Below are 23,985 nucleotides of genomic sequence, written 5' to 3' on the forward strand. Positions count from 1 at the left end.
TGGCCATTCGAAAGCGTGGCGCCCTTCGCGCGAGGAGAATTCGCGCGAAGGACGCTCCGCCGTGTCCGTCTAGCAGATGTACTGCCAGTATGTGCAGTAACTGCCGCCGGGGATCCCCGACCCGGTGCAGCAGTAGCGCTGGACGCAGCCTGTGCTCTCGTACCAGCAGTTGACCGCCTCCGCGCGGGTGGCCGGGACCAGCCGGGCGACCATCCGGTCCGCCAGTCGCTGAATCGTCCGTGTCATTCAGTTCCTCCTTGTGAGGGACTCCTTTTCGGAGCCCGACATTAGGAGCGGCCTCGATCGCGGACGTACCACTGCGATACACGAATTCCTGTATCGCCGGGTTCACGCGTTCAACCGCCGGATCACGACACCGGTGATCCGGCTTTCCGGGAGGAGCCCCCACTGCCGGGAGTCGGTGCTGCGCGACGGATCGTCCCCGAGCACGAGCAGCCGCCCCGGCGGCACTCGTGTCTCCCCCAGCGCCTCGAATCCCGGTGGGACCGGATCCCCGGCCACGGCGGCGGCCCGCTTGATCACCAGGTTGGTGCCGCCGTCGAGCGTGACCCCCTCCCCCGGGCCCACGCGGGAGATGACCACGATGTCACCGCGCCGGACGCGCCGCCCCGTGCGCAGCGTGCGTACGAGGACCCGGTCGCCGGACCGCAGGCTTGGCTCCATGCTCTCCCCGTGCACCTCGACGACGCGCAGCGACCGTCTGGCCGCCATCGCGGCGGCGCCGCCGAGCGCCGACGCGAGCAGGACGAGCAGGACGGGTGTCATCGTGCGTGTCATCGTGCCCCCGAGAGCCGGTCGTGCGGGGCGGCGGCGGTGTGGTCCTCCCGCTGCCGGTATCCCTCGGCCTGCAGGGCGAACAGGCGAGCGTAGATCCCGCCGCGCGCGAGCAGCTCGGTGTGCGTGCCCTGCTCGGCGACCTGCCCGCCGTCCAGGACCACGATGTGGTCGGCGTCGCGCACCGCGCCGAGCCGGTGGCTGATCAGCAGGCTCGTACGGCCGCGGCGGTGCTCGCGCAGGCCTTGATGGATCTCGTGCTCCGCCTCGGCGTCGAGGCCCGAGCTGGGCTCGTCCAGGATCAGCAGGTCCCTCTCGCCCCGCAGGTAGGCGCGGGCCAGGGCGACCCGCTGCCACTGCCCGCCCGACAGATGGACCCCCACATCCGTGGGACCGTCCTCCGCGGGGTCCACGAGGCCGCCGAAGACGCGGGACAGCATCGTGTCGTACCCCCGGGGCAGGCGGCTCACGACGCCGTGCACCCCCGCCCGCCGCGCCGCCGCCTCGATCCTCCCCCGGTCGTCCAGCGCGGCGAGGTCGCCCAGGCCGATGTTCTCGGCCGCGGTCATGTCATATTCCATGTAGTCCTGGAACACCGCCCCGATCCGCGCCCGCAGCTCCGCCGGGTCCACCTCCCTGAGATCGATCCCGTCCCAGAGGATCGAGCCGCGCTCCGGGTCGTACATGCGGCACAGGAGCTTGACCACCGTGCTCTTGCCCGCGCCGTTCCGGCCTACGAGCGCCACCGCGGTGCCGTACGGGATGGTCAGGGTCAGGCCGCGCAGGGCCCAGGGGTGGCCGGGCGAGTAGCGGAACCACACGTCCTTCAGCTCGATCCCCCGGCGCAGCGGACCCGTCCGCCGGGGCCTGGCCGGGACCGGCAGGTCCGGCTCGGCGTGCAGGACGGCGAGGTAGTGGCCGAACAGCAGCACCTGCTGGTGCACGGTGACGAGCTCGACGACGAGACCGCTCACCGCGGCCTGGACTCCGGCGACGGCGGCCACGAACAGCGCCACGTCGCCGATCGCGCCCGTGCCGTTCGCCGCGGACACGAGAACCCACAGCAGGCCGCCCCCGGCCGCGAGCGCGGCCGTCGTCCCGGTGACGGCCTGCACGCCCAGCTCGCGCCGGTCGGTGCGGCTCCGCTCGGCGTTCGCGGCCCGCCGGTAGGCGTTCATGAGCCCGCGCAGGTGCGCCCCGGTGCCGAAGAGCCTCAGCTCCTTGGCCGCCCGGACGTTGACGAGAAGCTCGCCGAAGAAGAGCTCGCGGCGCTCGACCGGGCCGATGCCCCACAGCATCGCGGCCCGCCGCCGCGACAGCCAGAGCTCGGCGGCCAGGGACGGCACCGCGGCACCGAGCACGAGGGCGGCCATCCACGGGCTGATCGTCACGAGGGAGACGAGGAACCCGGCGCCGGTCATCGCCGTCCTTGCGGTGCCCAGGGCGGCGGAGACCACCATGCCCGGGGTCGCCCCGCCGTGCTGCTGGGCCATGCGGATCCGGTCGTGGAACGCCGGGTCCTCGAACCTGGCGAGGCCCACGAACCGCTCGGTGGCCCGGAAAAGGCGGTCCTGGGCAGCGAGGCCGATCCTGCGTCCGCTCTCGTCCCTGACGTACTGGACGATCTGCGGCCCGAGCGCCGTCAGCACCCCGCACCCGGCGAGCACCGCGCCCAGGCCCGCGGTCACGCCGACCCCGGGCCGGCCGGCGGCGATCTCGTCGAGGACCAGCTTGGTGCACCAGGCGATCGTCACCGGCAGGACGGCCATGAGCGTGCTGAGGACGGCGAAGGCGATGGTCAGCCCCCTGCCCGCCCGCCAGGCCATGCCGAGGGCGGTCACCACCGCCCGCGCTCGGGCCGTCACGCGTGTGCGGGGATCGTGTCGAGGTCCTCCAGGGTGGTGCCGCTGGCGACCACCCTCCCGTGCTCGTCGACCAGGGCGAGGGACGGGAAGCCGCGCACCTGCAACGCCTTCGTCAGGCCGGTGCCGAACTCCTCGATCAGCACCAGGGCGACCGGCTCCAGCGCCCGCCGTTCCTCGGCCATCTCCTCCTCCGCACCGACGAGCACGGCCAGCACGTTGCCGCGTCCTCCGGGGAACGACCGCGCGTGCTCGGCGAACTGCGGCAGGCGTTCGTGGCAGGCCGGGCAGTCGGGCGAGAAGACGCCGACGAGGACCGTCCCGGTCAGCGTCTCATCCGAGACGTGCACGCCGTCGGTGCTCACCGCGGAGAAACCGCCGATCGTCGCCCCAGGAGGCAGTACGAGGAACGGGGCACCCGGCGGTCGCGCCGACAGCATCTCCTCGTGCGCCCGAAGCCGCCGGATCACCCCGACCGTCAGCACCAGGTCGATCAGGCACAGGACGCCGACGCCCAGAACGAGCGCTGTCAGGAACGGCATGAGGAACCACCTTCGTCAGGGTGAACTGGTGAACAGACCGGCGATCTCGCCGATCGCGGACAGCAGGACGGCCGCGGCCCCGGCCGCCAGGGCGACCGCGACGAACCCGGCCGGCCCGAGACCCGCGAGGACGGTCCCGGCGCCGGCCTGTACCGCACCTGCCTGTACGGCTCCCGCCGTCGCGGCGGCGAGGAGCACGGCGTTGCGGGCGAGATGACCGGGGCCCACGGGAACGGCGGAGGCGCCGAAGCAGCGGCAGGGGACCCGCCTGCCGCGCCGCAGGGCGACGACGATGGCCACGGTGAAGGCCACGAGCAGCCCGAGCGCGAGACAGAAGCCGGCGAGCACGGTGGGCGGCCAGGCAAGCAGCGGCGCGACGGCGGCCTCGGCGGTGACGACGAGCGCCGCGACGGGCCGGGCCGGCAGCCGCACGAGGGGCACGAGGGCGCGGATGGCCGCCGTGAACTCCTCGTACGCCGTCCGCCCGCGCAGCTTGCTCACGGCCGACATGAGGAAGACGATCCCCGTGAGCAGCCGGCAGAAGGCGAAGAGATAGGCCACGGGCGTCCTCATCCCCGGTCGGGCGGGTGGGTCGCCCACCACGCTAGGAACAGCCGCGAGACACCGGATATACGACGGCTACACGCCGCGGTGTATTCGTTATGCGGCCATTTGGCCGATGTGACGCGGGGACTGCACAATGGACGACGTTTCACGCCGGCGAGGAATCGAAGCAGCGTGAAAACGTCCCGGAAACGCGACTTCGCGACGACCATCGACCAGCGGCTCCAGCGGACGGCGCAACAGGCCGTCGACGCGTACGTCCACCGCGACGACGCGCAGATCGCCACACAGGTCCTGATCGTCCCGGGCGAAGGGACCGTAAGGGCGATGGTCTCCAGCCGTGATCCCGACGGCGGGCGGGGACTCCAGCAGGGCACGACGGCGATGCCGTACGCCCTGGCCGCCGCGCTCGCCGCCGGCTGGCGATACGACGACGGTTTCTTCGTCGGGGACGCGTACCGTGCCCCGAGCTACCCGGCGTTCAAGAACTGCGCGGGCAGGCCCGTCGGCGATCCAACCCACAGCGTCCGCAACCGCGAGAAGGGCGGAGCCCGGTTCGTCACCCTGCGGTCGGGCACCCGGGACGCCGTGAACACCTTCTTCATGCAACTGCAGGGGAAAGTGGGCCTGTGCGAGACCATCCAGATGGCCCATCTGGAAGAAGACGATGACCGAGGCGGTGCGGGGGACGCAGGAGACCCGCTTCACCCGGCCGGACACCGAGCGCTTCGGCGGCTGCCGCGACTCCTGCCCGCCGCGTTGATCGGCGACGGTGAGCGGGGCGTCCGCTCTCAGCCGCGCATGCTCTCGTCGAGCGGGGTGAGCGTGGCCGAGGCCTCGTCGTGCTCCATGCCGGTCGCCTGGAGCAGATCGACGGCGATGGAGCGCAACTGCGCGATGATGACGTTCGCCGAGAAGCCCAGGTGCTTGGGCCGCTCCCGCGCGGCGACGGCGAGCAACGCCTGCCTGGCCAGCGTCGGCTCGCGCCCGGCCCCCAGCTCCAGTTGGAGCAGCAGCGCCGCCTCCGAGACCTCGCGCAGCAGCTCGGCCAGCGCGACCGGCGGCGGCATGGGCTCCCCCATCGCCGCCAGCGTGCGGCGCACCAGCACCCGCGCGTTGCGCAGCGCCAGGTCCACCGGCAGGGCGGCGGTCTGATACCTGGCCAGCCTGGCCCGGTGATGCCGGCGCAGCGGCGAGATCCTGATGATCTCCTTGCTGTTGTCCAGCGCCGCAGTGAACTCCTCGACCGCGGTCTGGGTCCTGCGTCCGCATTCCAGGGCCTCGGCGGCCAGGTCCGCGTCGCCCTTCTCGATCGCCTCCGCCGCCTGTTCGAGCATGGTGGAGAACGCGTCGAGCACACCCGACAGGTGCCTGCCCGCGATGGTGAGCGGGCTGGCGGGCAGCAGGGCGACCGCGGCGATGCCGACGACGCCGCCGGTGAGCGCGTCCACCATCCGGTCCAGCCCGCCGCCGTCCGCGCCCGGCACCAGCATGGCGACCAGCACCGCCGACGACCCGGCCTGCGACACGAACAACTCGCTGCTGTTCAGCAGCCACGCGACGGTCATGGCCAGCGCGATCACGAACGCGAGCTGCCAAGGGCCCGAGCCGATCCACGACACGAGCAGGTCGCCGACGCCCACCCCCAGGCTGACGCCGATCACCAGCTCGGCCAGCCTGCGCAGCCGCCGGCCGGACCCGATGCCCACGCAGATCATCACGGCGACGGGCGCGAAGAGGGGGTTGGGGTGGCCGAGCAGATGTACGGCGACGAGCCAGGCCAGCGCGGCGCCCACGGCACACTGCGCGATGGAAGGCCCGATCACACCGAACGTGCCCAGCCGTTTCCTCCACTGATCAACGAGCCACGCGCGCACCCCTCCACAATCGCGAATCTTTATGACAGTGGGATCACATTTGCCCCGAAATCCTCTGGTTCGAGCCGTTCGCCGTACAAGGCCGGCGGCGGCGTCGCCAAGGCCTCTCTAGTTGATCCGGAAGACGGGGAAGCCCGGAGCGATCTCCCGCACCTGTTCCTCGGACGCGTTCGCGTTGAGTCCCTCGAAGAACCTTCCGACCTCCCAGCCCCAGCGCTTCAGGTACGCCCGGAGAACGGCCGGCTTCTCCTCATCGGAGAGCTCGATGGCGGTGAACGCTTCGACGCGGCGGCCCACGCGCAGCTCACCGTTCCCGGCGGCACGCAGGTTGCGGACCCACTGAGTGATACCCCGGGGTGCGACCAGATAGCGAGTGCCGTTCAGGGTCAGCACGTTCACCGGCGTGGTGCGCCATTCCCCGCTGGACCGGCCGCGGACGTACAGGATCCGGGATCCCCAGAGGCTGATCCCGAGCCGGGTCAGCCCTGCGACCGTCCGGTTGAAGAGGTGATCCATGCGGGTCGGTTCGATGTAGCGGGACATGGTCGACTCCTCGGCGACTCACTCCGAGAGCACTGCTCTCGCTTTAGGGCAAGCATGCCCGGAGATACGCTCACAGTCAAGAGCGGTGCTCTCTAGCTTGTACGCCGATCTCGCCGAAGACGTGGAAAACCCCGCCTCCAACCACGGGAGACGGGGTTTGCGCTGCTCAGGGCTGCTGGGGAGGCAGGGTGGGCTGCCCGTCGGAGACTAGGCGCCGGTGTGCCGGAAGCGGGCCTCCCTGATGTCGGCCTCGTGCCGCACCGCCCAGTCGGCCAGCGCGGACACGGGCTCCAGCAGGGTGCGGCCGAGCGGGGTCAGGCTGTACTCGACGCCGGGAGGCACGGTCGGGTGCACCTCGCGGCGCACCAGGCCGTCGGTCTCCAGGGCGCGCAGCGTACGGGTGAGCATGCGCTGGCTGATGCCCTCGATCGCGCGGTGCAGCTCGTTGTAGCGATGGGGCCGGCCGCCGAGCAGGATCAGCAGCAGCATGCTCCATTTGTCGCCCAGCCGCCGGAACAGCTCCCCCACCGGGCAGGCTTCGAGCTCGTCGATCGGCACGGGACGGGGAAGCTCGTGGGCGAGTACGGAGGGAACACCAGTGTGCGTACCGGACATCAAACTGCCTTCTTTCCGCCTCTGACGTCGCAGCCCGACGATTGGACCAGCCGACCACCAGCCTATGGAGGATTCCGTGCCGGGCCGACGACACAAGACCGTCATCATCAGCGGGGGAACCGACGGCATGGGGCGGGCGACCGCCCTGGAACGGCTCGCGAGGGGCGATCACGTCACGGTGATCGGCAGCAGCGAGGCCAAGGGCCGTGCGCTGCTGTCCGACGCGGCGAGCCCGAACCTGCGGTTCGTACGGGCGGATCTTTCCTCGATCGCGGAGGTCGAGCGGATTGTCACCGACGTGGCCGAGCACCACGACTCGGTCGACGCGCTGGCGCTGTTCGCCAACCGGATCAGCTCCAAGCGCACGGAGACGGCCGACGGGCTGGAGTACACCTTCGCCCTGTACTACCTGAGCCGATACCTGCTCGGGACCCGCCTGCGGCCGCTGCTGAACGCCGCCCCCGACCCGGTGGTCGTCAACGTCGCCGGGGTCGGCGTCACCGCGGGCCGGATCGTGTGGGAGGACCCCCAGTTGACACGCCGGTACGGCCAGGTGCTCGCGCAGCTCCAGGCGGGACGCGCCAACGACCTGCTCGGCGTCGCGTTCGCCGCCCGGCCCGAGAACCGGGCGCGCTACGTCCTCTACCACCCCGGTTTCACCCGCAGCGGGGTGAGCGGCCACCGGAACCCACTGGTCCGCGGAGCCATCAGGGTGCTCGCGGCGTTCCTCGCGCGCCCGGTGGCCGAGTCGATCCGTCCGATCGTCGAGTGGATCGACCACCCGCCGGCCGGCGCGCTCACCGCGGTCGACCGCGGCAAGCCGGTCGACCACTCGCTGAAAACGCTCGATCCCGGCGACGCCGAGCGCCTGCTCGCCTACACCGAGGACCTGCTCGGCCGCCTCCGGGCGGACGCCTGACCCGACGGCGAACCCCGCCTGCCCGGTACGGCAGACGGGGTTTCGCACGCCAACGACTACTTGAGGAGCTGGCGGGCCATGACCATGCGCTGGATCTGGTTGGTGCCCTCGTAGATCTGGGTGATCTTGGCGTCGCGCATCATCCGCTCGACCGGGAAGTCGCGCGTGTAGCCGTACCCGCCGAGGAGCTGGACGGCGTCGACGGTGATCTCCATGGCGGCGTCGGAGGCGGCGCACTTGGCGGCGCTGGAGAAGAAGGTGAGGTCCTTGACCGGGGTGCCGCTCATGGCCAGCTCCGACTTCGCGGCGGCGGCGTAGGTGAGCTGGCGGGCGGCCTCCAGCTTCATCGCCATGTCGGCGAGCATGAACTGCAGGCCCTGGAAGTCGGCGATCGGCTTGCCGAACTGCTTGCGCTCCTTGACGTACCCGAGGGCGTAGTCGAGCGCGCCCTGGGCGATGCCGAGCGCCTGGGCGGCGATGGTGACGCGGGTGTGGTCGAGCGTGGCCAGGGCGGTCTTGAAGCCGGTGCCCGGCTCGCCGATCATGCGCGAGGCCGGGATGCGGACGTTCTCCAGGATGACCTGGCGGGTGGGCGAGCCCTTGATGCCGAGCTTCTTCTCCTTGGGCCCGAACGAGACGCCCTCGTCGTCCTTCTCCACCACGAACGCCGAGATGCCGCGGGCGCCGGCCGAGGGGTCGGTCACGGCCATGACCGTGTAGAACTCCGACACGCCCGCGTTGGTGATCCACATCTTGGTGCCGTTGAGCACGTAGTGGTCGCCGTCGCGCTCGGCCCTGGTCTTCATGGAGGCGGCGTCGGAGCCGGCCTCCGGCTCCGACAGGGCGTAGGAGAACATGGCCTCACCACGGGCGACCGGCGTGAGGTAGCGCTGCTTGAGCTCCTCGGACGCCGACAGCAGCAGCGGCACGGTGCCCAGCTTGTTGACGGCCGGGATCAGCGAGGACGAGGCGCACGCGCGGGCGACCTCCTCGATCACGATCACGGTGGCGAGCGCGTCGGCGCCCGCCCCGCCGTACGCCTCGGGGATGTGCACGGCGTGCAGGTCGGCCGCGACGAGGTCCTTGTAGACCTCCCAAGGGAACTCCTCGTTCTCGTCGGCCGCCGCGGCACGCGGGGCGATCTTCTCGTCGGCGATGGCCCGGACCGTCTCGCGGAGCATCTCGTGCTCCTCAGCGGGGGCGTAGAGAGGGAAGCTCATAAGGCCGATACTAGGACGTCCGACTAGAAAGTTACCAGTCAGTACGACAGCCTCCCTGACTGATCTTCTTGACAGGGGTGAGGAACCGGTTGCCTGGCATCGACCGGGGCGGACCGGGGGCCGTACCGTGGGGCCAAGGCGCCGGTTTGCCCAGGTGGTTCACAGGGCAGTTGACTGGCCCGGTACCATGCCAGATCACAAAGAGTCGGTAAGAGGGGAGCATGCCGTGCCGTACCGCCTCACTGTGCTGGGGACCGGATACCTGGGTGCAACGCACGCGGCGTGCATGGCCGAACTGGGCTTCGAAGTGCTCGGTCTGGATGTGGACCAGAGCAAGATCGAACGGCTGCAGCGCGGCGAGCTGCCGATTCACGAGCCCGGTCTGGAGGAGCTCCTCCGCCGCAATCTCGACTCGGGCAGGCTGCGCTTCACCACCTCATACGAGGAGGTGGCGAAGTTCGGCGACGTCCACTTCATCTGCGTGGGCACGCCCCAGAAGAAGGGCGAGCAGGCCGCCGACGTCTCGTTCCTGGACGCGGTCGTCGAGTCGCTGGCCCCGCACCTCGACCGCGAGTGCCTGGTCGTGGGCAAGTCCACGGTGCCGGTCGGCACCGCCGAGCGCCTCGCCGACAAGCTCGTACGGCTCTCGCCCGCGGGGATGCAGGTCGAGCTGGCCTGGAACCCCGAGTTCCTGCGTGAGGGCTTCGCCGTCCAGGACACGCTCCGCCCCGACCGGATCGTGCTCGGTGTGACCTCCGAGCGGGCCGAGAAGGTGCTGCGGGACGTCTACGCGCCGCTGGGCGAGATCCCGATCGTGGTGACCGACTTCCCGACGGCCGAGCTGGTGAAGACGGCCGCGAACGCGTTCCTGGCCACGAAGATCTCGTTCATCAACGCCATGGCCGAGCTCTGCGAGGCCGCCGGCGGCGACGTCACCCAGCTGTCGCAGGCGCTGTCGTACGACGAGCGGATCGGCGGCCGCTACCTCAACCCCGGCCTCGGCTTCGGCGGCGGCTGCCTGCCGAAGGACATCAGGGCGTTCACGGCCAGGGCCGACGAGCTCGGCGCCTCCCAGGCGCTCGCGTTCCTCCGCGAGGTCGACCAGATCAACCTGCGCCGCCGGGCCCGTACGGTCGACCTCACCCGCGACATCCTTGGCGGGGCGTTCGACGGCCGCAGGGTGGCGGTGCTGGGCGCGGCGTTCAAACCCAACTCCGACGACATCCGCGACTCTCCGGCCCTGGACGTGGCCCTGAAGATCGCCGAGCAGGGCGGGCAGGTCACGGTCTACGACCCGGTCGCCCTGTCGAACGCGCGGGCGGCCCACCCCCACCTGGGGTACGCCGAGTCGGCCATGGAGGCCGCCCATGAGGCCGAGGTCGTGCTGCTGCTCACCGAGTGGCAGGAGTTCGTGACCCTCGATCCCGAGGAGCTGGGCGCGGTCGTCGCCGCCCGCACGATCGTCGACGGCCGCAACGCGCTCGACGCGGACACCTGGCGCGAGGCCGGCTGGGACTACCGCGCCCTCGGCCGCCCCTGATCCTCGCGCCGGCCCGGCGAGCCGGGCCTCACCGCACCGAGCCCGGCGAACCCGCCCTCACTGCGCCCTCAGGCGGAGGAGGGGCAGGAAGACGTCGTCGACGATCTCGGCGATGACGTCCTCGGAGACCGGCCGCCCGGTCATCAGGAGCTCGTGACGGACGAGGTCGATCGGCAGCGCCGCCAGCCGCGGAGTGAGGCGCCGACGGTCGATCTCCCCGCGCGCGGCGGCGCGGTCGAGGATCTCGTCCATCAGATCGGGCCCCCCGCGTTCGGCCAGAAGCCGCTCTCGCAGGTCGGCCATCGTGGAGCCGGTCTCCGCGAAGAACTCGCTCATCTGCATGCTCATCACCACCGCCAGCTCGCCGCGCCGCTCCGACATCCACCGCAGCAGGGCCACGACGTCGTCGCGGAGAGAGCCGGTGTCGGGCACCGTGAGCCGGTTCTTCCGGCCGTAGTGCATGATCGCGGCCACCGCCAGATCGGCCCGGCTCGCCCACCGGCGGTAGACCACCGGCCGGCTGGTCTGGGCACGTGCGGCCACCCCCTCGAACGTGAAGCCGCCATAGCCGCCGCTGACCAGCTCGTCCCATGCGGCGTCGAGCAACGCCTCCTCCAGCTCGGCTCCACGCCGCCTGGTTGCGGTCTTCTCCGACACGATCTCTCCTCAAGATACACAAGCGCATCTTATTGACGGCACGACATCCAGAGGATTAGATACACAAGTGCATCTAATCTTGCTCCGGAGGTCGCCATGAGCACCGCAAGTCCGCCCGCCACCCGGGAACGCCTCGACCCGGCATTCGTACGGCTCTCGCTCGTCATGCTGACCGGCACCCTCGCCGTCGTCTTCGACACGACGATCGTCAACATCGCACTGGACACCCTGGGACGGCAACTGCACGTGCCGGTCTCGACCATCCAGTGGATCACCACCGGCTACCTGCTCGCCCTCGGCATGGTGGTGCCGACGACGAACTGGCTGACCGGCCGTTTCGGCGGCAAGAACGTCTGGCTGGCCGCATTGACGATCTTCCTGGCCGGATCCGTCGGCGCGAGCCTCGCCCCGGACGCGGCGACGCTGATCGCCTTCCGCGTGGTGCAGGGCGCGGGCGGCGGTCTCATGCTGACCGTCATGCAGACGATCCTGGTCCAGGCCACGGGCGGACGGTCGCTCGGCCGCGCCACGGCGATCATCGGGCTGCCCGCCCTGCTGGGCCCGGTGCTCGGCCCGGTCCTCGGCGGCCTGATCGTCCAGCACCTCTCCTGGCGCTGGATCTTCTGGATCAATGTGCCGTTCTGCCTGGCCGGGCTCGCGCTGGCCTGGCGCTTCATGCCCGCGGGCGAACGCGACCGCGAAGCGCCGCTCGACTGGATCGGCCTGGTCCTGCTGTGCCCCGGCATCGCCGGGATCATCTTCGGCCTCTCCCGGGTCGGGGTCGGCGGCGGCTTCGGCCACGCCGACGTGCTGCTGCCGCTCATCGCGGGCGCCGCGCTCATCGCCGCCTTCGCCGTACGCGCGCTCGGGACGGACACGCCGCTCGTCGACCTGCGACTGCTGCGCAGCCCCTCGTTCAGTGCGGCGAACGCGCTGATGTTCCTGTCGGGCTTCGTCCTCTACGGCGCGATGCTGCTGATCCCGCTCTTCTATCAGCAGGTGGGCGGCAGGGACGCGTTCACGGCCGGTCTCCTGCTCGCCCCGCAGGGCATCGGCGTGATGCTGAGCAGGGGCCTGGCCGGCACGCTCACCGACCGCGTGGGCGCGCGCCCGGTCACCGCCGTCGGCCTGGTGATCACCGCGCTCGGGACGCTGCCGTTCGCCTGGGCCGGGCCGGACACCGCGACGTGGTGGCTCGTCTCCGCGCTCGTCGTACGCGGCGTCGGCCTCGGCGCCGTGACGATCCCCGTCATCAGCAGCGCGTACGAGGGACTCACCCGCGACGAGGTGCCGCACGCGAGCGTGATCACGAGGACCGCGCAGCAGGTCGGCGGCTCGTTCGGCACCGCCGTGCTGGCCGTGGTCCTCGACAGCGCACTCGCCCGTCATCCCGGCGGCCCTTCGGACGCCGCGGCGGCCTTCGAGCACACGTTCTGGTGGTCGCTCGCCTTCACCGTGCTCGCACTGGTCGTGTCCGCGTGGCTGCCTTCCCGGCTCACCCGCCGCCCCACGGCAGCCGGATGAGCCGGGCTCACCGATGCCGGGGCTACCGGCCGAGCTGGGCCGCCTCGGCACGCAGCCGCTCCCCCTTGGCGTGCGCCTGGTCCCGCAGGGCGGCCTGGAACTCCTCCATCCGCCGCCGCAGGTCCTCGTCGGACGCCGCGAGGATCCGTACGGCGAGCAGCCCCGCGTTGCGGGCACCGCCGACGGCGACGGTCGCCACCGGCACCCCGGCCGGCATCTGGACGATCGACAGCAGCGAGTCCATGCCGTCCAGATATTTGAGCGGCACCGGAACGCCGATCACGGGCAGCGGGGTGACCGAGGCCAGCATGCCCGGCAGGTGAGCCGCGCCGCCCGCGCCCGCGATGATCACCTTCAGCCCGCGCCCGGCGGCGCGGGAACCATACTCGATCATCTCCGCGGGCATGCGGTGCGCCGACACCACGTCGGCCTCGAAGGACACGCCGAACTCGGCGACGGCCTCGGCGGCCTGGTGCATCACCGGCCAGTCCGAGTCGCTGCCCATGACGATTCCGACGTCAGGCATCCACAGGTCCCTTCAGGCAGGTGACGGCGTGGTGGGCGCGGGCCCGCACCTCGTCGAGGTCGGTGCCGAGGGCGGTGACGTGCCCGATCTTGCGGCCGGGCCGGACGTCCTTGCCATAGAAATGGATCTTGATGCCCGGGTCGTTGGCCATCACGTGCTCATAGCGCGAGTAGACGTCGGGGTCGGGCCCGCCGAGCAGGTTGGCCATGACGACGACCGGCGCGGTCATCGACGGCGACCCGAGCGGCAGGTTGAGCACGGCCCGCAGGTGCTGCTCGAACTGCGAGGTGCGGGCGCCCTCGATCGTCCAGTGGCCGCTGTTGTGCGGGCGCATGGCCAGCTCGTTGACCACGAGCCCCGACTTCGTGACGAACATCTCGACCGCGAGGAGCCCGGTCACGCCGAGGTCGCGGGCGATCGTGAGCGCGATCCGCTGGGCGTGCGCCGCCTCCTCCTCGCCCAGGTTCGGCGCGGGCGCGATGACCTCGACGCAGATGCCGTCCTGCTGCACGGTCTCGACCACGGGATAGCTGACACCCTGGCCGTGCGAGGACCGGGCGACCAGCACGGCGACCTCACGCTCGAACGGGACGAACGCCTCGGCCATCAGGGCCACGCCGGTGGCGAGCACCTCGCGCGCCTCGTCGGGCGACTCGCACATCCACACGCCCCGGCCGTCATAGCCGCCGCGTACGGCCTTCAGCACCACGGGCCAGCCGTGCTCCTCGGCGAACGCCTCCACACCGGCCAGGTCGTCGACGCGGGCCCAGGCGGGGCAGGGCGCGCCGATGGCGGTGAGCCGCTCCCGCATGACCGCCTTGTCCTGCGCGTGGACCAGGGCGTCCGCCCCGGGGTGTACGGCGAGGCCGTCGGCGGCCAGGGCCCGGATGTGCTCGGTCGGCACATGCTCGTGGTCGAAGGTGACGGCGTCGCACCCCTTCGCGAACTCCCGGAGATCGTCAAGGTCGCGGTAGTCACCGAGCCGGGTGTCCACGATCACCTTGGCGGCGCTCTCGTCACGGTCGTTCGCGAGCACGCGCAGGTCGATGCCGAGCGCGATCGCGGCCTGCTGCGTCATCCTCGCCAGCTGACCCGCGCCGACCATGCCCACCACGGGCGGGGTCACGGGTGCGGTAGGGGGAACGTTCGGGCTGTTCACGACACGTCAGCCTACCTATTGCCCGGCGAAACCCCGTCAGCCGGATCCCTTGCGGATGTCGGCGAGGACCCGGCGCATGCCGATCGTCGTCATCGTGGTGTCCTTCGCCACCTTGGTCGCCAGCACCACGATCTCGCCGCCGGTGACGGTCGTGGCCGCGCCGCCCGTGAAGGCGCGTACGTCGGCGGCCCGATAGCGGGGGTGCGCGAGGGAGGAACGGCCCGAGCCCGGCTTCTGGGTGAAGACGACGCGCAGCGCGTGGAACACCAGCGCCCCGCCGGCGGGCAGCGCGAGCGCGCGGGCCGGTCCCTCGATGCGCACGTCGGTGGTCAGGCGATCGGGGCGGGCCCTGCCGGGGGCGCGGACCAGCTCCACGAGGAGGCGGCGCATGGGGTCGCCGGAGGCGAGGCGCACCCCGCTGACCCCGGCGCCGTCCACCCCGGAGGGATCGGTCAGGAACGCGACGTGCCGGGTGGGCGCGAGCCGCGCCGCGACGGCCGCGTCCGGAACGGCCTCCGCGTCGAGCACCGCGCCGTCCATCACGGGCGCCTTGCCGACGAGCAGGATCGGCCCCGCGCCGAGCCGCCATCGGCCGTCCTCCCATACGAAGACGAAGTAGGCCGGCTGGGGCTTGCGGGCCAGCACGGCGAACCAGGCGCCGTTCTCGCCGTCCTCGCGGCGGGGCAGCAGGAACTCCGGATCGTGGTAGGCCTGGAAGGCGGGCGCGGCGTAGCCGTCCCGAGCGGCCGCGCAGACCCCGCTCGCGATGGCGCCCTCCGCACCGGTCGTGAGCTGCTGGATCTGGGCGCAGTCGCGGTCCTTCCAGGCGTCCGCCAGGTCGCCGAGGCCGTCGAAGGCCTCCTGCGCGTCGGCCATGGTGATCTCGACCGTCGCCAGGGGCGTCTCGCCCGGATCGGCGGGGGTCTCGCGGAGGCCCTCGGTCCCACACCCCGCGAGCAGGACGAGGCCGAGACCGAGGGCCGTGAGTCTGCGGAACACGAGTGAGGCCACCTCTCCAGAACGCGTACGTCCCCGAACGAAGTGATCCTGGTCGGGCGAGAGCGTAGTGCGAAGACCGGCCACTCATCCCAGATAGCGGGATTTTTCTTGAAATGTTCTTTGATGACCTGGGACGAAGCGGGCGAAGGTTGCGGCAAGACCCCGATTTGTGCTTGTGAACGGTAGCCTGAGAAGACCTCGCCGCCGACCGTGGCCGCCGATCAGGAAGGACCGTGCGGGACGTGCAGTTGCTACGACGCGCCTACGAGCGGTTCGCCGCGCTCATCCATGAGTTGATCAAGTTTGGCCTGGTGGGCGCGATCGCGTTCGTCATCGACTTCGGCGGCACCAACCTGCTGCGGTTCGGCATCGGCATGGGCCCGCTGTCCTCCAAGGTCGTGGCCACGATCGTCGCCGCCACGTTCGCGTACGCGGGCAACCGCTTCTGGACCTACCGTCACCGGGAGCAGAGCGGCCTGGCGCGTGAGTACGTCCTGTTCTTCCTGCTGAACGGCATCGGGCTGCTGCCCCCGCTGCTCACGATCGGTTTCGTGAGCTACTCGCTGGGCCTGCACGACGCGGTGAGCTACAACATCGCCCAGTTCGTCGGCGTGGGGCTGGGCACGCTGTTCCGCTTCTGGTCCTACAAGAAGTGGGTGTTCCTGGCCGTTCCGGAGCTGGCCCCGGAGAAGTCCGAGGAGCCCGCCGAGGGGGCCGTCGAGAAGGTGGGCGCGCTGCCCCACCCCGACGTACGGTCCCACCCCGACGTACGGTCCCACCCCGACGTACGGTCCCACTCGGACGCGCGCCCCCACCCGGACGTGAAGGCGCAGCCCGACCCCCTCGCCACCAGTTGATCCGTCAGGCGGGGCCGCTCACCACGCGATGACGCCCGCTGTCGCGGGTGTGGCGTAAGAAGATGGCGAACGTCGCCGGGCGGCGTTTGACCAGCTCAAGCCGCCCGCCGTCGGCCGCCACCAGGGCGCGGGCGAGGGTGAGCCCCAGGCCCGTGCCGCCTCCCCCACTGACGCTCCGCTCGAACACCCGGTGGCCGAGGGCGTCCGGAATGCCCGGGCCCTCGTCGGCCACCTCGATCACCACAGACCTGCCCGTACTCGATGTGTTGATCGTCAGCACGCCGTCGCCGTGCTTGAGGGAGTTCTCCAGCAGGGTGGACAGCACCTGGCTGAGCCCGCCGGTCGTGCCGAGCGCGCTGAGGCCGCGGTCGCCCGCGAGCACCAGCGAGCGGTGGGCCCGGCGGAACGCCGGCTCCCATTCGGTGATCTGCTGGCCCACCACGTCGTCCACGTCGATCGGCGCAGCCTGGGCGTGGCGCTGGCGGCGGGCGGCGGCCAGCAGCTCGTCGATCACGGCGGTCAGCCGCTCGACCTGCACGACCGCGGCCTCGCCCTCCTCGCGCACCACGTCGGGCTGATCGGCCGCCGCGACGATCTCCTCCAGGCGCATGCTCAGCCCGGTCAGCGGCGTACGGAGTTGGTGGGAGGCGTCGGTCGCGAACTCGCGCTCCCGCGCGAGCAGGTCGGAGATCCGCAGCGCGCTGCGGTCCAGCACCTCGGCCACGAGATCCAGCTCGGGGATGCCGTAGCGGTGCCTGCTCGGCCTCGCGTCGCCCGAGCCCAGCCGCTCCGCGATCCTGGTGAGATCCTGAAGCGGCAGGTTCAGGCGACGCGAGGTGACGGTCGCCAGTCCGATCGCGGCCCCGAGGGCCACGACGGCCAGCGCGATGATGAGCACCAGCCGCGCATGGGTGTCCTGTTGGACCTGGGCCGCGTCACGGCTGACGCGTACGTATCCGTTCTCGGAGCGCGCCTCCTCGGTCAGATCGCGGCCCGCCGGTGGAGGCGAGCCCACGACGATCGGCGGTTTCCCGCGGACGTACACCTGGAGGTACCGGTCCGGGTAGTTCCGCGCGAGCTGGTCCGGACTGATCTCCAGGCCCTGGCTGAGGGAGTACTCCACTCCGAGCAGCAGCCGGCTCGCGTCCGTTCTGAGCTCCTGGGCGACCTCGTCGCTGATCAAGCGCACGACGACGACACCCAGGGGCACGCCTAACAGCAGTACCGCGATGACCGCGACGAGCAGCATGGAGGAAAGCAGGCGCCGGCGCACGTGCTAGCCCCTCCCCCGCAACCGCCCCACGGCGGCTACTCGCGCTCGAAACGGAAGCCGACCCCTCGGACTGTCGTGATGTAGCGCGGCTTGGCCGCGTCGTCTCCGAGCTTGCGGCGCAGCCACGAGATGTGCATGTCCAGTGTCTTCGTCGACCCCCACCAGTTCGTGTCCCACACCTCGCGCATGATCTGCTCGCGGGTGACGACCTTGCCGGCGTCCCGTACGAGCACGCGGAGCAGGTCGAACTCCTTGGTGGTCAGGTGCAGTTCCTTGTCTCCCATCCAGGCCCGGCGTGAGTCGGCGTCGATGCGGACGCCTTGCACCACCGGGGTCTCCGATGTTCCGCGCCGGAGCAGGGCTCGCACCCGGGCGAGCAGTTCTGCCAGGCGGAACGGCTTGGTGACGTAGTCATCGGCCCCGGCGTCGAGACCGACGACGGTGTCGACTTCGTCGACACGGGCGGTGAGGATCAGGACCGGAGTCCCGTGTCCCTCCGCGCGAATGCGGCGCGCGACCTCCAGCCCGTCCATCTCTGGAAGGCCGAGGTCGAGAACAATCAGGTCGACGCCCCCCGACAAGGCCCTCTCCAGGGCCTGCGGGCCATCGGGGCTCACCTCCACCTGATAGCCCTCCCGGCGCAGGGCTCGCGCCAGCGGCTCGGAAATCGAGGTGTCATCCTCGGCGAGAAGTACGCAGGTCATGGTGCGATCGTAGGACCTTGTGCGATCGTTTCCCGGCTACAGCGCGCCTTTTGACTTGTCGTTGACCCATCAATTGACCTGGGCAAACACTGATAAATCCGGGATAGTCAGCACGGAAGCGACGCGATCTTCTATCCTATTCTCGACCATTTCGAACTTCGTCGCTGGAAACCGCATAATGGCGTGAAAAACGCCCGTCGAAGCGATGACGACGGGCGTTGTGCATCTGATTTCCCGTCCGTGCGAGCGACGGCCGGGGGTGCGCCGGGCCACGGGAGCCCGGCTCGGGAGCCCGGCTCGGGAGCCCGGCTCGGGAGCCCGGCTCGGGAGCCCGGCTCGGGAGCGCACGGCTCAGGCGGACGGCGGTTCCGCGTACCGCTGAAGGTACAGCTGTTCGCCCAGGCTCTCCAGGAGGCCCAGCTCGGTTTCCAGATAGTCGATGTGGTGCTCCTCGTCGGCCAGGATGCGCTCGAAGAGCGTGGCCGAGGTGATGTCCCCCCGCTCCCGCATGAGCGCGATGCCGGGCCGCAGGCGCTTGACCACGCCCAGCTCCAGCTCCAGGTCGGCCTGAAGCTGCTCCCTGACGGTCTGGCCGATATGCAGGGTGTTCAGCTTCTGGTAGTTCGGCAGACCCTCCAGGAACAGGATCCGGTCGGTGAGTTCCTCCGCGTGCCGCATCTCGTCGATGGACTCCGCCCGCGTGGTCGCGGCGAGCTTCGTATATCCCCAGTTCTCCTGTAGCTTCGCGTGCAGGAAGTACTGGTTGATGGCGGTCAGCTCGGAGGTGAGCTGCTCGTTGAGCAGCGCGATGATCTCTTTGTCGCCCTGCATAAGCTTCCTCGATCTATGCGCTGGTGACCAGGTCCTCTGACCGTTTCAGGATCGCACAGATCTTCCGGACGCAGGACGCGCAGTCCCCCCCTGCACCGGTCGCGTCCCGCACCTGGCGAGCCGTCCTCGCCCCGTCGGCGATGCAGTCGTGCACCTCGCTCTCGGTGACGGCGCGGCAGATGCAGACGTACATGAAGCGGCCTCTCAGGGATCTTGAGGAAGGTTAGGCATACCTAAGATAACCTACTTTGGTAAGGCTTGCCTATGTGTTCCATGGCACAGAAAGGGCGGCACTCCGCAAAGCGGAAGCGCCGCCCTTCACGCGCGCGTCAGAGCACCACGACGGAGCGCAGCACCTCCCCGCGGTGCATCTTGCCGAACGCCTCCTCGACCTGGTCGAGGCCGATGGTCTCGGTGACGAACCCCTCGAGGTCGAGCCGTCCCTGCAGGTAGAGGTCGATCAGCATGGGGAAGTCACGGCTGGGCAGGCAGTCGCCATACCAGGAGGACTTGAGCGCGCCGCCGCGGCCGAAGACGTCGAGCAGCGGCAGTTCGATCTGCATCTCCGGCGTCGGCACGCCGACCAGCACGACGGTCCCGGCCAGGTCGCGGGCGTAGAACGCCTGCTTGTACGTCTCGGGACGGCCCACCGCCTCGATCACGACGTCGGCGCCGAACCCGCCGGTCAGCTCGCGGATCGCCTCCACCGGGTCGGTCTCCCGGGAGTTGACCGTGTGCGTGGCGCCGAAGCCGCGAGCCCAGTCGAGCTTGCGGTCGTCCACGTCCACCGCGATGATCGTGGTCGCGCCGGCGAGCTGGGCGCCCGCGATGGCCGCGTTGCCCACGCCGCCGCAGCCGATCACCGCGACCGAGTCGCCCCGGGTCACGCCGCCGGTGTTGATCGCGGCCCCGAGACCGGCCATCACGCCGCAGCCGAGCAGCCCGGCGACGGCCGGCTTGGCCGCCGGGTTGACCTTCGTGCACTGCCCGGCCGCCACCAGGGTCTTCTCCAGGAAGGCCCCGATGCCGAGCGCCGGGCTGAGCACGGTGCCGTCGGCCAGCGTCATCTTCTGCGCCGCGTTGTGGGTGGCGAAGCAGTACCACGGCCTGCCCCGCAGGCACGCGCGGCACTGCCCGCACACCGCCCGCCAGTTGAGGATCACGTAGTCGCCGGGCTCTACGTCGGTCACGCCAGGGCCGACCGCCTCGACGACGCCCGCGGCCTCGTGGCCCAGGAGGAACGGGAAGTCGTCGTTGATGCCGCCCTCGCGATAGTGGAGGTCGGTGTGGCAGACCCCGCAGGCCTGCACGTTCACGACCGCCTCGCCGGGCCCCGGGTCGGGCACGACGACCGTCTCCAGCGTCACCGCCTCACCCTTGCCGCGCGCCACCACGCCCTGGACTTCGTACGGCATGTGCTGCACCTCAACTTTCTCGGGTGGATCTCCTCAGAACATACGGCTCCACCACGCCGAGCCCGCGGGCGGGACGGCGGCGGAGTTTGACCAGGTCGACGCCGGGAGCACCGGTGAGGCCTGCGGCCAGCTCGCTGTCGGCCAGGATCGTGCCGGGCCTGGCGATGGCCGTCAGCCGGGCCGCCAGGTTGACCGTCGTGCCGAAGACGTCGCCCATCGCCGGGAGCACCGGGCCGTACGCCAGCCCGACCCGCACGTCGGGCCCCTCGGCGTCGCGTTTGAGCTCGTCGATCAAATCGAGGGCGATGAGGGCGGCGGTCCTCGGGTCGGCGGCGGTGAAGAGCACCTCGTCGCCGAGCGTCTTGACCAGCCGGCCGTCGTGCGCCGCGATCACGTCGGAGGCCCGCGACTCGAACCCCTCGACCAGGTCGGCCAGCGCCAGCTCGTCCAGCTCCCGCGACACGCGGGTGAAGGCGACGAGGTCGGCGAACCCGACCCCGAGCCTCGGCCGGGTCGGCGAGACGTCCTCGCCGGGCTCGGCGAGGGAGACCAGCCGGCTCGCGGTCGCGGCGAGCTGGGAGCGCCAGACGTGCACCAGCGTCTGCTCGAAGTCCGGCAGCAGGCGGCTGACCGTGTCCACCACCTGCCGCAGCGCGTCCTCCCCCGCCTTCGCGCCGGGCTGGATCAGCGCGTCCAGCATGATCTCGGCCTGCCACTGGGCGAGCCGCGCGGTCGTACGGCCGAGGGCCCTGGCCATGCGGATGACGGTGCGCTCGTCGAGCGTCTCCGTGTCGATCAGGTCGCGGATGCGGCGCAGGGACTCCAGGTCGGCCTCGGTGAACGCCACGGCGTCGTCGGAGAACGTGGCGAAGCCGAGGGCCCGCCAGATCCGCGCCGCCAGGTCCTGCGGGATGCCGGCCGCCTCGGCGACCTGCCTCCGGGTGTAGGCCGGTGCCTGCCCCAGGAACAGCCGCCGCATGTCGTCGGCGCCTGGCCGCCCGCTAGTGTCCACGTCCCCCTCCCCCGCGCGGCGCGCAGGCCGCGCCGCGTTCATTCCCCGTCGATGTTCCCGTCCGCGGCGTCCTCCACCAGCCGGAACAGCTCGTGCCGCACCCGCTGGATCTGGGGGATGTCGCGGTAGTCGATGTCGCCCTTCTCCGAGGCCGACTCGACCCGGAGCGTGCCGCATCCGAGGATCCGCTCGATGAGCCGCTGGTCGGAGCTCACGCTGCTCACCTTGGCCAGCGGGATGTCGTCCTCCGACTTGTTCAGCACTCCGATGCTGATCGCGAAGCGGTGCGAGGTCAGCGTGTACGACGTCGTGACCCAGCGCAGGTAGGGGATGATCGTCCACAGGACCAGCGCGACGAAGGCGACGACGGCCACCGCGCCGCGGGCGTATCCCGCGTATTCGTAGTCGCCGGGGATGAAGATGAAGGCCGCGACGGCGGCGGCCAGCACGACGATGAGGGCGAGGAACGGAAGGATCAGCCGCTTCCAGTGCGGATGGAACGACAGAACGACCCGCTCGCCGTCGGCCAGATATTGATCGGGGAGACCCATGGCGCAAATCGTGACACGATCGCCGGTCGATTGCATGTGTTCGCCCGATCGCCCGGCGGCTCCGATCATTCGGAGACGGGCGGCCCGGTCTCCGGCGACCGGCGCACGTGGACGACGTCGCCCGCGCTGAGCGTGTGCTCTCCGTCCTGGGCGCGCACGACCAGGTGACCGGACGCGTCGACGCCGGTCGCCAGGCCGGTCAGCACCCGGTCGCCGGGCAGCTCGACCCTGACCTCCTGGCCCACGGTGGACGACCAGGCGAGGTAGGCGGCACGCAGGCCCGAGGTGTCCGGGTCGCCGCCGGCGACCGTCCACTCCCGGTAGTGCGACTCGATCTCCCGCAGGATCGCGCGCAGCAGCGGGTCGCGGTCGGTGCAGACGGCGTTCTCGACGGCGAGGGACGTGGCCCGCTCCACGGGCAGCTCCTCCGGCCGCAGCGAGACGTTGAGCCCCATGCCGATGACCACCATGCGGTCCACCCGCTCGGCCAGGATCCCGGCGAGCTTGCGCTCTCCCACCATGAGGTCGTTGGGCCACTTGAGCCGCACGTCGATCTCCGCGATCCGCCGTACGGCCGAGGCGGCGGCGAGGCCGACCAGCAGCGCCAGCCAGCCCTGCCGGGCGAGCGGCACCTCCGGCCGCAGCAGCATCGAGAACGTCAGCCCGGAGCGCGGCGGCGCGCTCCACGTGCGGCCCAGCCTGCCCCGCCCGGCGGACTGCACTTCCGCGACGAGCACGGCGCCCTCGGCCGGGTCGTCGCGCACGGTCCTGGCCAGGTCGGCGTTGGTGGAGCCGGTCCGCTCGACCACGCGGATGGACGACCACAGCGAGCCCGGGCGCACCAGCGCCCTGGTCAGCGCGGTCTCGGACAGCGGAGGCCGGTCGAGATCGGCGTACGGCGAGTCGGGCACGCCCCCAGGCTATCGGCCCGCGGACCCGCCCCCGCCGCGCCGTCCGTCCGCTGGAACCACGCTTGCCGGGCATCCCGGGCCCACCCGGCGGGCGACGGCCGGCCGGCGGCGTGGCAGGCTGCGTACGGGATGGATCAGCAGCCATGCCGCCAAGGAGGAAGACAGATGGAATCGGACGGCGCGGCGCGGCCCACTGCCCGTCTGGGGCCCGTCACCCGGTCACGCGTCCGGAGGGTGTCCGGATCGGCCGTACGCGACCGGCGTGACGACCTGGCCACGGAGGAACCGCTGGAGATCCGGCTGCTTGCCGGAGGCGAGAGCCGTACGGTGGCGATCACGATGCGGACGCCGGGCGCGGACTTCGAGCTCGCGGCGGGGTTCCTGCACGGCGAGGGCATCGCAGGCCCCGGCGACATCGCCGCCATCGGCTACTGCACCGACGAGGACCTGGACCCCGAGGCGCGCTACAACACCGTGACGGTGCGGCTCACCGCCACCCGGCTCCCCGACCTCGGCGCGGCGGCGCGCAACTTCCTGACGTCGAGCGCGTGCGGCGTCTGCGGCACGGCGAGCCTCGACGCCCTGCGCGACCGCTGCGCCGTGCCTGCCGCGCGCACGCCGGTCGCCGTGTCCGCCACGACCCTGTACGGCCTGCCCGACCGGCTGCGGGAGGCCCAGGGGGTGTTCGGCAGGACGGGCGGGCTGCACGCCGCCGGGCTGTTCACGCCCGACGGCACGCCGCTGGCCGTGCGGGAGGACGTGGGACGGCACAACGCCGTCGACAAGCTGGTCGGCTGGGCGATGCTCGGCGGCCGGACCCCGCTCGACCGGCACGTGCTGCTGGTCAGCGGCCGGGTCGGCTACGAGATCATGCAGAAGGCCGCGAGCGCCGGGATCCAGATCGTGTGCGCCGTGTCCGCGCCCTCCTCGCTCGCCGTCGATCTGGCGCGCGAGTTCGGCGTCACGCTCGTGGGCTTCCTGCGCGAGGAGCGCTTCAACATCTACGCCTGCCCGGATCGGATCGAGGTCGGGCGGATCGAGGCCGAGCAGGCCGAGACCGCCTGAGCCGCCTGTGCCGGTGGTCGCGGG

The 23,985-nt window shown here is 71.1% G+C and carries 27 protein-coding genes; 5 read left to right on the forward strand and 22 right to left on the reverse strand.

Annotation, left to right across the window (positions count from 1 at the left end):
• Positions 1 to 69 precede the first annotated feature (69 nt).
• From HCK04_RS07855 to HCK04_RS07895, 9 genes are all read right to left on the reverse strand, one after another.
• A complete protein-coding gene (locus tag HCK04_RS07855) occupies positions 70 to 246 on the reverse strand; it encodes a hypothetical protein (RefSeq protein WP_168065728.1) in 177 nt (58 codons plus the stop codon).
• A gap of 102 nt (positions 247 to 348) precedes the next feature.
• The gene (locus HCK04_RS07860) at positions 349 to 786 is read right to left on the reverse strand and encodes a S26 family signal peptidase (protein WP_142646401.1); all 438 of its coding nucleotides are present in this window, start codon (positions 784 to 786) and stop codon (positions 349 to 351) included.
• Positions 787 to 794: 8 nt separating this feature from the next.
• Positions 795 to 2,660, reverse strand: a complete 1,866-nt coding sequence (locus HCK04_RS07865) for an ABC transporter ATP-binding protein (RefSeq protein WP_260617162.1) — start codon at positions 2,658 to 2,660, stop codon at positions 795 to 797.
• The gene (locus HCK04_RS07870; RefSeq protein WP_142646403.1) at positions 2,657 to 3,199 is read right to left on the reverse strand and encodes a redoxin domain-containing protein; all 543 of its coding nucleotides are present in this window, start codon (positions 3,197 to 3,199) and stop codon (positions 2,657 to 2,659) included. Before HCK04_RS07870 ends, HCK04_RS07865 begins: the two co-directional genes overlap by 4 nt.
• A 15-nt stretch (positions 3,200 to 3,214) precedes the next feature.
• Positions 3,215 to 3,760 (reverse strand): MauE/DoxX family redox-associated membrane protein, encoded by a 546-nt coding sequence (locus tag HCK04_RS07875; RefSeq protein ID WP_205829998.1) that lies wholly within the window; start codon positions 3,758 to 3,760, stop codon positions 3,215 to 3,217.
• A 99-nt stretch (positions 3,761 to 3,859) separates the two neighbouring features.
• Positions 3,860 to 4,417: a hypothetical protein gene (locus HCK04_RS07880; protein ID WP_142646407.1), complete on the reverse strand. Its 558-nt coding sequence runs from the start codon at positions 4,415 to 4,417 to the stop codon at positions 3,860 to 3,862.
• Positions 4,418 to 4,554: 137 nt separating this feature from the next.
• A complete protein-coding gene (locus tag HCK04_RS07885) occupies positions 4,555 to 5,640 on the reverse strand; it encodes an FUSC family protein (RefSeq protein ID WP_142646409.1) in 1,086 nt (361 codons plus the stop codon).
• A gap of 108 nt (positions 5,641 to 5,748) precedes the next feature.
• Complete coding sequence (locus tag HCK04_RS07890; protein ID WP_142646411.1) at positions 5,749 to 6,183, reverse strand: nitroreductase family deazaflavin-dependent oxidoreductase; 435 nt, start codon at positions 6,181 to 6,183, stop codon at positions 5,749 to 5,751.
• A 207-nt stretch (positions 6,184 to 6,390) separates the two neighbouring features.
• Entirely contained in the window at positions 6,391 to 6,798 is a 408-nt protein-coding gene (locus HCK04_RS07895; RefSeq protein ID WP_142646413.1) for a helix-turn-helix domain-containing protein, read from the reverse strand.
• A 76-nt stretch (positions 6,799 to 6,874) separates the two neighbouring features.
• On the opposite strand from HCK04_RS07895, the gene HCK04_RS07900 reads away from it, so the two are divergent.
• Positions 6,875 to 7,717, forward strand: coding sequence for an SDR family NAD(P)-dependent oxidoreductase (locus HCK04_RS07900; RefSeq protein WP_142646415.1), 843 nt, complete (start codon positions 6,875 to 6,877; stop codon positions 7,715 to 7,717).
• A gap of 56 nt (positions 7,718 to 7,773) precedes the next feature.
• Here HCK04_RS07900 and HCK04_RS07905 read toward each other — a convergent pair whose 3' ends face one another.
• Entirely contained in the window at positions 7,774 to 8,937 is a 1,164-nt protein-coding gene (locus HCK04_RS07905; protein WP_142646417.1) for an acyl-CoA dehydrogenase family protein, read from the reverse strand.
• 187 nt (positions 8,938 to 9,124) lie between these two features.
• On the opposite strand from HCK04_RS07905, the gene HCK04_RS07910 reads away from it, so the two are divergent.
• On the forward strand, positions 9,125 to 10,477 hold the full coding sequence (locus HCK04_RS07910; RefSeq protein ID WP_205829999.1) for a UDP-glucose/GDP-mannose dehydrogenase family protein: 1,353 nt from the start codon (positions 9,125 to 9,127) through the stop codon (positions 10,475 to 10,477).
• Positions 10,478 to 10,534: 57 nt separating this feature from the next.
• Here HCK04_RS07910 and HCK04_RS07915 read toward each other — a convergent pair whose 3' ends face one another.
• Positions 10,535 to 11,134 carry a TetR/AcrR family transcriptional regulator gene (locus HCK04_RS07915; protein ID WP_221889886.1) on the reverse strand — a complete coding sequence of 200 codons (600 nt, stop codon included), beginning with the start codon at positions 11,132 to 11,134 and terminating at the stop codon, positions 10,535 to 10,537.
• A gap of 96 nt (positions 11,135 to 11,230) precedes the next feature.
• Between HCK04_RS07915 and HCK04_RS07920 the strand changes: the two genes are divergently transcribed.
• Complete coding sequence (locus HCK04_RS07920; RefSeq protein WP_142646423.1) at positions 11,231 to 12,658, forward strand: MDR family MFS transporter; 1,428 nt, start codon at positions 11,231 to 11,233, stop codon at positions 12,656 to 12,658.
• Positions 12,659 to 12,680: 22 nt separating this feature from the next.
• Here the strand turns inward: HCK04_RS07920 and purE are convergent, their stop codons facing one another.
• Genes purE through HCK04_RS07935 form a run of 3 tightly spaced genes read right to left on the reverse strand, consistent with a single transcriptional unit; the run spans position 12,681 to position 15,342 of the window.
• Positions 12,681 to 13,184 carry a 5-(carboxyamino)imidazole ribonucleotide mutase gene (gene purE / locus HCK04_RS07925; protein ID WP_142646425.1) on the reverse strand — a complete coding sequence of 168 codons (504 nt, stop codon included), beginning with the start codon at positions 13,182 to 13,184 and terminating at the stop codon, positions 12,681 to 12,683.
• Positions 13,177 to 14,343 carry a 5-(carboxyamino)imidazole ribonucleotide synthase gene (locus tag HCK04_RS07930; protein WP_142646427.1) on the reverse strand — a complete coding sequence of 389 codons (1,167 nt, stop codon included), beginning with the start codon at positions 14,341 to 14,343 and terminating at the stop codon, positions 13,177 to 13,179. The genes purE and HCK04_RS07930 overlap by 8 nt, the downstream gene beginning before the upstream one ends.
• 36 nt (positions 14,344 to 14,379) lie before the next feature.
• Entirely contained in the window at positions 14,380 to 15,342 is a 963-nt protein-coding gene (locus tag HCK04_RS07935) for a hypothetical protein (protein WP_142646429.1), read from the reverse strand.
• Positions 15,343 to 15,584: 242 nt separating this feature from the next.
• On the opposite strand from HCK04_RS07935, the gene HCK04_RS07940 reads away from it, so the two are divergent.
• The gene (locus tag HCK04_RS07940; RefSeq protein WP_221889887.1) at positions 15,585 to 16,199 is read left to right on the forward strand and encodes a GtrA family protein; all 615 of its coding nucleotides are present in this window, start codon (positions 15,585 to 15,587) and stop codon (positions 16,197 to 16,199) included.
• A gap of 4 nt (positions 16,200 to 16,203) precedes the next feature.
• Here HCK04_RS07940 and HCK04_RS07945 read toward each other — a convergent pair whose 3' ends face one another.
• From HCK04_RS07945 to HCK04_RS07980, 8 genes are all read right to left on the reverse strand, one after another.
• Positions 16,204 to 17,472, reverse strand: coding sequence for an ATP-binding protein (locus tag HCK04_RS07945; RefSeq protein ID WP_168065730.1), 1,269 nt, complete (start codon positions 17,470 to 17,472; stop codon positions 16,204 to 16,206).
• A gap of 35 nt (positions 17,473 to 17,507) precedes the next feature.
• Positions 17,508 to 18,176, reverse strand: a complete 669-nt coding sequence (locus HCK04_RS07950) for a response regulator transcription factor (RefSeq protein ID WP_030451323.1) — start codon at positions 18,174 to 18,176, stop codon at positions 17,508 to 17,510.
• A gap of 351 nt (positions 18,177 to 18,527) precedes the next feature.
• Positions 18,528 to 19,007 (reverse strand): bacterioferritin, encoded by a 480-nt coding sequence (gene bfr / locus HCK04_RS07955; RefSeq protein ID WP_142646431.1) that lies wholly within the window; start codon positions 19,005 to 19,007, stop codon positions 18,528 to 18,530.
• A gap of 13 nt (positions 19,008 to 19,020) precedes the next feature.
• On the reverse strand, positions 19,021 to 19,200 hold the full coding sequence (locus tag HCK04_RS07960; protein WP_142616586.1) for a (2Fe-2S)-binding protein: 180 nt from the start codon (positions 19,198 to 19,200) through the stop codon (positions 19,021 to 19,023).
• Positions 19,201 to 19,336: 136 nt separating this feature from the next.
• Positions 19,337 to 20,422 carry an S-(hydroxymethyl)mycothiol dehydrogenase gene (locus HCK04_RS07965; protein ID WP_142646433.1) on the reverse strand — a complete coding sequence of 362 codons (1,086 nt, stop codon included), beginning with the start codon at positions 20,420 to 20,422 and terminating at the stop codon, positions 19,337 to 19,339.
• A gap of 10 nt (positions 20,423 to 20,432) precedes the next feature.
• Positions 20,433 to 21,434, reverse strand: coding sequence for an adenylate/guanylate cyclase domain-containing protein (locus tag HCK04_RS07970; protein WP_260617163.1), 1,002 nt, complete (start codon positions 21,432 to 21,434; stop codon positions 20,433 to 20,435).
• A gap of 38 nt (positions 21,435 to 21,472) precedes the next feature.
• Positions 21,473 to 21,985: a PH domain-containing protein gene (locus tag HCK04_RS07975; protein WP_142646435.1), complete on the reverse strand. Its 513-nt coding sequence runs from the start codon at positions 21,983 to 21,985 to the stop codon at positions 21,473 to 21,475.
• Positions 21,986 to 22,050: 65 nt separating this feature from the next.
• Positions 22,051 to 22,896 (reverse strand): biotin--[acetyl-CoA-carboxylase] ligase, encoded by an 846-nt coding sequence (locus tag HCK04_RS07980; protein ID WP_142646437.1) that lies wholly within the window; start codon positions 22,894 to 22,896, stop codon positions 22,051 to 22,053.
• Positions 22,897 to 23,061: 165 nt separating this feature from the next.
• On the opposite strand from HCK04_RS07980, the gene fdhD reads away from it, so the two are divergent.
• Positions 23,062 to 23,961, forward strand: a complete 900-nt coding sequence (gene fdhD / locus HCK04_RS07985) for a formate dehydrogenase accessory sulfurtransferase FdhD (RefSeq protein WP_205830000.1) — start codon at positions 23,062 to 23,064, stop codon at positions 23,959 to 23,961.
• Positions 23,962 to 23,985: the final 24 nt, after the last annotated feature.

The organism is Microbispora sp. CL1-1 (genome assembly GCF_012034195.1).
GTDB lineage: Bacteria > Actinomycetota > Actinomycetes > Streptosporangiales > Streptosporangiaceae > Microbispora.

Bases quoted from the DNA above. Each gene is read 5' to 3' on its own strand.
- HCK04_RS07975 (WP_142646435.1), bottom strand. From the start codon at position 21,985: ATGGGTCTCCCCGATCAATATCTGGCCGACGGCGAGCGGGTCGTTCTG.
- HCK04_RS07870 (WP_142646403.1), bottom strand. From the start codon at position 3,199: ATGCCGTTCCTGACAGCGCTCGTTCTGGGCGTCGGCGTCCTGTGCCTG.
- HCK04_RS07960 (WP_142616586.1), bottom strand. From the start codon at position 19,200: ATGTACGTCTGCATCTGCCGCGCCGTCACCGAGAGCGAGGTGCACGAC.
- HCK04_RS07880 (WP_142646407.1), bottom strand. From the start codon at position 4,417: ATGGGCCATCTGGATGGTCTCGCACAGGCCCACTTTCCCCTGCAGTTG.
- HCK04_RS07965 (WP_142646433.1), bottom strand. From the start codon at position 20,422: ATGCCGTACGAAGTCCAGGGCGTGGTGGCGCGCGGCAAGGGTGAGGCG.
- bfr (WP_142646431.1), bottom strand. From the start codon at position 19,007: ATGCAGGGCGACAAAGAGATCATCGCGCTGCTCAACGAGCAGCTCACC.
- HCK04_RS07855 (WP_168065728.1), bottom strand. From the start codon at position 246: ATGACACGGACGATTCAGCGACTGGCGGACCGGATGGTCGCCCGGCTG.
- HCK04_RS07910 (WP_205829999.1), top strand. From the start codon at position 9,125: ATGCCAGATCACAAAGAGTCGGTAAGAGGGGAGCATGCCGTGCCGTAC.
- HCK04_RS07950 (WP_030451323.1), bottom strand. From the start codon at position 18,176: ATGACCTGCGTACTTCTCGCCGAGGATGACACCTCGATTTCCGAGCCG.
- fdhD (WP_205830000.1), top strand. From the start codon at position 23,062: ATGGAATCGGACGGCGCGGCGCGGCCCACTGCCCGTCTGGGGCCCGTC.
- HCK04_RS07890 (WP_142646411.1), bottom strand. From the start codon at position 6,183: ATGTCCCGCTACATCGAACCGACCCGCATGGATCACCTCTTCAACCGG.
- HCK04_RS07920 (WP_142646423.1), top strand. From the start codon at position 11,231: ATGAGCACCGCAAGTCCGCCCGCCACCCGGGAACGCCTCGACCCGGCA.
- HCK04_RS07860 (WP_142646401.1), bottom strand. From the start codon at position 786: ATGACACCCGTCCTGCTCGTCCTGCTCGCGTCGGCGCTCGGCGGCGCC.
- HCK04_RS07905 (WP_142646417.1), bottom strand. From the start codon at position 8,937: ATGAGCTTCCCTCTCTACGCCCCCGCTGAGGAGCACGAGATGCTCCGC.
- purE (WP_142646425.1), bottom strand. From the start codon at position 13,184: ATGCCTGACGTCGGAATCGTCATGGGCAGCGACTCGGACTGGCCGGTG.
- HCK04_RS07895 (WP_142646413.1), bottom strand. From the start codon at position 6,798: ATGTCCGGTACGCACACTGGTGTTCCCTCCGTACTCGCCCACGAGCTT.